Origin of the sequence: Undibacterium sp. SXout20W (assembly GCF_049340285.1) — a bacterium.
Classification (GTDB): Bacteria; Pseudomonadota; Gammaproteobacteria; order Burkholderiales; family Burkholderiaceae_D; genus Undibacterium.
Window position 1 is genome coordinate 1 of sequence record NZ_JBMPPH010000086.1, and the last position, 3,382, is coordinate 3,382.

3 protein-coding genes are annotated in these 3,382 nt (G+C 40.1%); all 3 read left to right on the forward strand.

All coding sequences use genetic code 11. The features are described from left to right. Window positions 1-315, forward strand: a 315-nt coding sequence (locus ACO0K1_RS19910; RefSeq protein WP_423028909.1) for a hypothetical protein, incomplete at its 5' end; no start/stop codon positions are given. Continuing rightward, window positions 305-2,902, forward strand: a complete 2,598-nt coding sequence (locus ACO0K1_RS19915; protein ID WP_423028911.1) for a DEAD/DEAH box helicase — start codon at window positions 305-307, stop codon at window positions 2,900-2,902. The genes ACO0K1_RS19910 and ACO0K1_RS19915, both read left to right, overlap by 11 nt. Window positions 2,903-2,911: 9 nt before the next feature. Next, complete coding sequence (locus ACO0K1_RS19920) at window positions 2,912-3,286, forward strand: hypothetical protein (protein ID WP_423028913.1); 375 nt, start codon at window positions 2,912-2,914, stop codon at window positions 3,284-3,286. Window positions 3,287-3,382: the final 96 nt, after the last annotated feature.

Consider the following 3,382-nt stretch of genomic DNA (forward strand, 5'->3'; position numbering starts at 1 on the left):
CCTGCAGGCGTTGATTCCATAGCGATATTTGTATTGGGTCGTGGCTCATGCCTTCTCCTTAACTTTGAAACGAAGGAGTGTGGCGCGTTCATTTCATCATTGCTAGATGGTTGCGTCGGACGCTTACTCTTAAATCAAAAGATGCTGCACTCACTTTATCTTTTGCAGAAAAAATTTCAAAGAAAAAAAATAAAAAACACCTTGTTTTTGCACCAGCAAAGTATGTGCCAAACAAGACATTGCTACCACTTGGGGTTGAGTTTGCACCATTACCTTTTGCACTCTACCGAGTGGAGAAATAATAATGGAATTTAAAGACTTTCAAGATGATGTCTTGAACAAACTTGATGCATACCTTGATGAGCTTAGAACTCAAAAAGCTAATGCCATTGAGGTTGAACAATTGAAACTTGCAAATCCAAAGTTAAAGATACCTGTTCCTGATTTTTGTGGTGATGCTTGGGCAGAACAAAAAAGCAAAGGCTTATTACCCAAAATCAGAGAGAACATTCCATATAGCCCACGTTTTGATGGAACAGGTAAGCAAGTCCCAAACCTTACTTTAAAAATTCCTACTGGTGGAGGTAAGACCTTGCTTGCAGCGGCATCAGTGAGCAAGGTTTTTGGGCGATACCTGAGCAGTAATACAGGCTTGGTTTTGTGGATTGTTCCCAATGAGGCTATCTACAGCCAAACCAAACGACAACTTACAAACAGAGAACATCCTTTCAGACAAATTCTTGACCGAGCATCAGCAGGACGAACCAAAATTTATGAGAAAGATGACCCATTAAACAAGCAGGACTTTGACACTCATTTATGTGTCATGTTGCTGATGTTGCAGTCTGCTAACCGTGAAACCAAAGAGACTTTAAGATTCTTTAGGGACAGGGGCAATGTGCATGGGTTCTTTCCCTTTGAGGATGATTTTCAGGCTCACTACAGCCTTTTACAAGCCATTCCTAACCTATCCTGCTACAACCAACAAAGCACAGCCCAATTGGGTTCAGTTATCCATGACAGCTTAGGTAATGTCCTGAGACTTATTAAACCTGTTGTAGTGATTGATGAGGGACACAAGGCATTCAGTCAGAAAGCACTTGATACAGTGTATGGATTCAATCCGTCATTTGTAATTGAGCTATCAGCCACTCCAAAAGACAAAACAACCGATAATGGCACACCACCAACCTATTCAAATTGGCTTGTTGATGTCAGAGGTTCAGACTTAGCCAAAGAGGACATGATTAAGTTGCCAATCAACCTAAAAGTAAAAGCAGGAGATGATTGGAGAGATTGTTTACGGGAGAGCCTGGAACACCTTAATAAATTACAAGGTGATGCAGACAAGCTCTTGAGCAACACAGCAACCTACATCAGACCAATCTTGCTTGTTCAAGTTGAGAGAACTGGTAAAGACCAACGAGAGGCAGGTTTTATTCATGCAGAGGATGCTAAGGATTTCTTGCTAACAGCAGGACTTACAGAGCGAGAAATCGCTATTAAAACATCAGAGGTTAATGACCTGAAAGAACCTGAGAATCAGAACTTACTCAGCCAAACAAACACAATCAGAGTCATTATTACAAAGCAAGCATTGCAGGAGGGGTGGGATTGCCCATTTGCCTATGTGCTTTGTTCATTGTCAGCCAGTTCCAACCTATCGGCAATGACTCAGCTTGTTGGACGGATTCTGAGACAGCCTTATGCAAACAAAACAAATATTGATGCGTTAGACCAGTGCTATGTATTTTGTCACCATACAAATACTAAAGATGTTGTTGCAGGTATCAAGGATAGTCTTGAAAAAGATGGTATGGCTGACCTTGTTCAAGAAATCCGTGAATCAGATGGTTCAGGAGCAAAGACAAACACAGCAAGAAAAATAGCCCGTAGAAAAGGATTTGAACAGGTAAAAATTTACATGCCTGTTGTGAATTTTGTAGATGGTGCAAACATCAGACCACTCAACTACGAGCAGGATATTTTGATGGATGTTAAATGGAGTGCCATTGACATCAAACCATTGATTGAATCAATCCCTGAAAACATAACACTCATCAAATCACAGATGACTCAGATAACTTTGAGTGATGGTGATGATGGGGAGTTTTTCAAAACAGCACAAGCAAGAGCGATTGATGAAATCAGTTTGTTTGACCCTGTTTATGCAACCAGAATTGTTGCAGACATTGTGCCTAATCCTTGGGTAGCAAGAGGATTGATTGCACAAATCATCAAAGGACTTGAAAAACGAGGATTTGATGAAAACAAGATTGGCTTGCTTTCAAGTTTCATTCTTGAGGAATTGAGAAAGTATCTTGTTGCAGAACGAGATAAAAATGCAGAGCAAATCTTTATTAGTAAAGTTGCCAATGAGAGCATCCAGTTCAGATTAAGGACAGACATTCACAATTGGGAAATGCCTGAATCCATGTGGACTGACCTTGCTGAAAATTCAGAAAAGCTCACACGAACCAATGGTGATGTAGTTGAAAAGAGTTTATTTGCACCAGCATACAGACTTGAGTTCAACAATGATGAACAGGACTTTGCTTGCTATCTGGACGAACACAAAGCTCTTGTTTGGTGGCATAGGAATGTAGCCAAATCAGGGCAATACTTTGTTCAAGGATGGAGAAAGAACAAAATTTATCCAGACTTTATTTTTGCAGTGAATGATAAACGAGTGGTTGTGATTGAAACCAAGGGCGACCAGTTAGACGGAAACCTTGACACCAAATACAAGAAAAAACTGCTGGACACTATCAATGACAATTTCAAAGTTGAAAGAGTCAAGAAAGCAGGAGAACTTGAACTTGTGTTTGATGACAGCACAACCATTTCTTGTGACCTGCTATTGATGAGCGAATGGCAAATAAAAATTCACGATTACATCTAAGGAATATTCATGAAAGTTTTTTCATTTCAAAGCAATGGGTCGTGGTTAGAAACTAAGAATGTCGCAGTGGATGCCGACCAGGAGAATCAGAGAGATCCCGCAAAAGAGGAAATAAAGCGAGTTCTTTCTGATGCATTTAGATGCAAAAACCTTGTTGTTTTGACTGGACTCGGAACATCACTGCACGTCAATATTGACAAAGATAGTCTTGTAAGCGATAGAGAGCCAATCAATGGAAAAAAACTAGCCCCCACTATGGGTGATTTATGGAAAAAAGCAGAAACAAAAAGTGGGCAAAATTTTGAGAATGTTTTGACTATTTCTAGGTTTCCAAAAAATGATCCGAAATTTAAAAACGCGAGTTCAACTATGAAGTGCAACTGAAGATAAATGGTTAAAGGTGGGAAGATGCAGTAGCATCCGGCCTTCCAGACCTCCAAGTCAAAGTTGCCCGAAATGACATACACACATCTTACCCAA

What these genes read in the sequence shown, in the direction of transcription:
- ACO0K1_RS19915 (WP_423028911.1), top strand. Translation starts at nt 305, where the DNA reads ATGGAATTTAAAGACTTTCAAGATGATGTCTTGAACAAACTTGATGCA.
- ACO0K1_RS19920 (WP_423028913.1), top strand. Translation starts at nt 2,912, where the DNA reads ATGAAAGTTTTTTCATTTCAAAGCAATGGGTCGTGGTTAGAAACTAAG.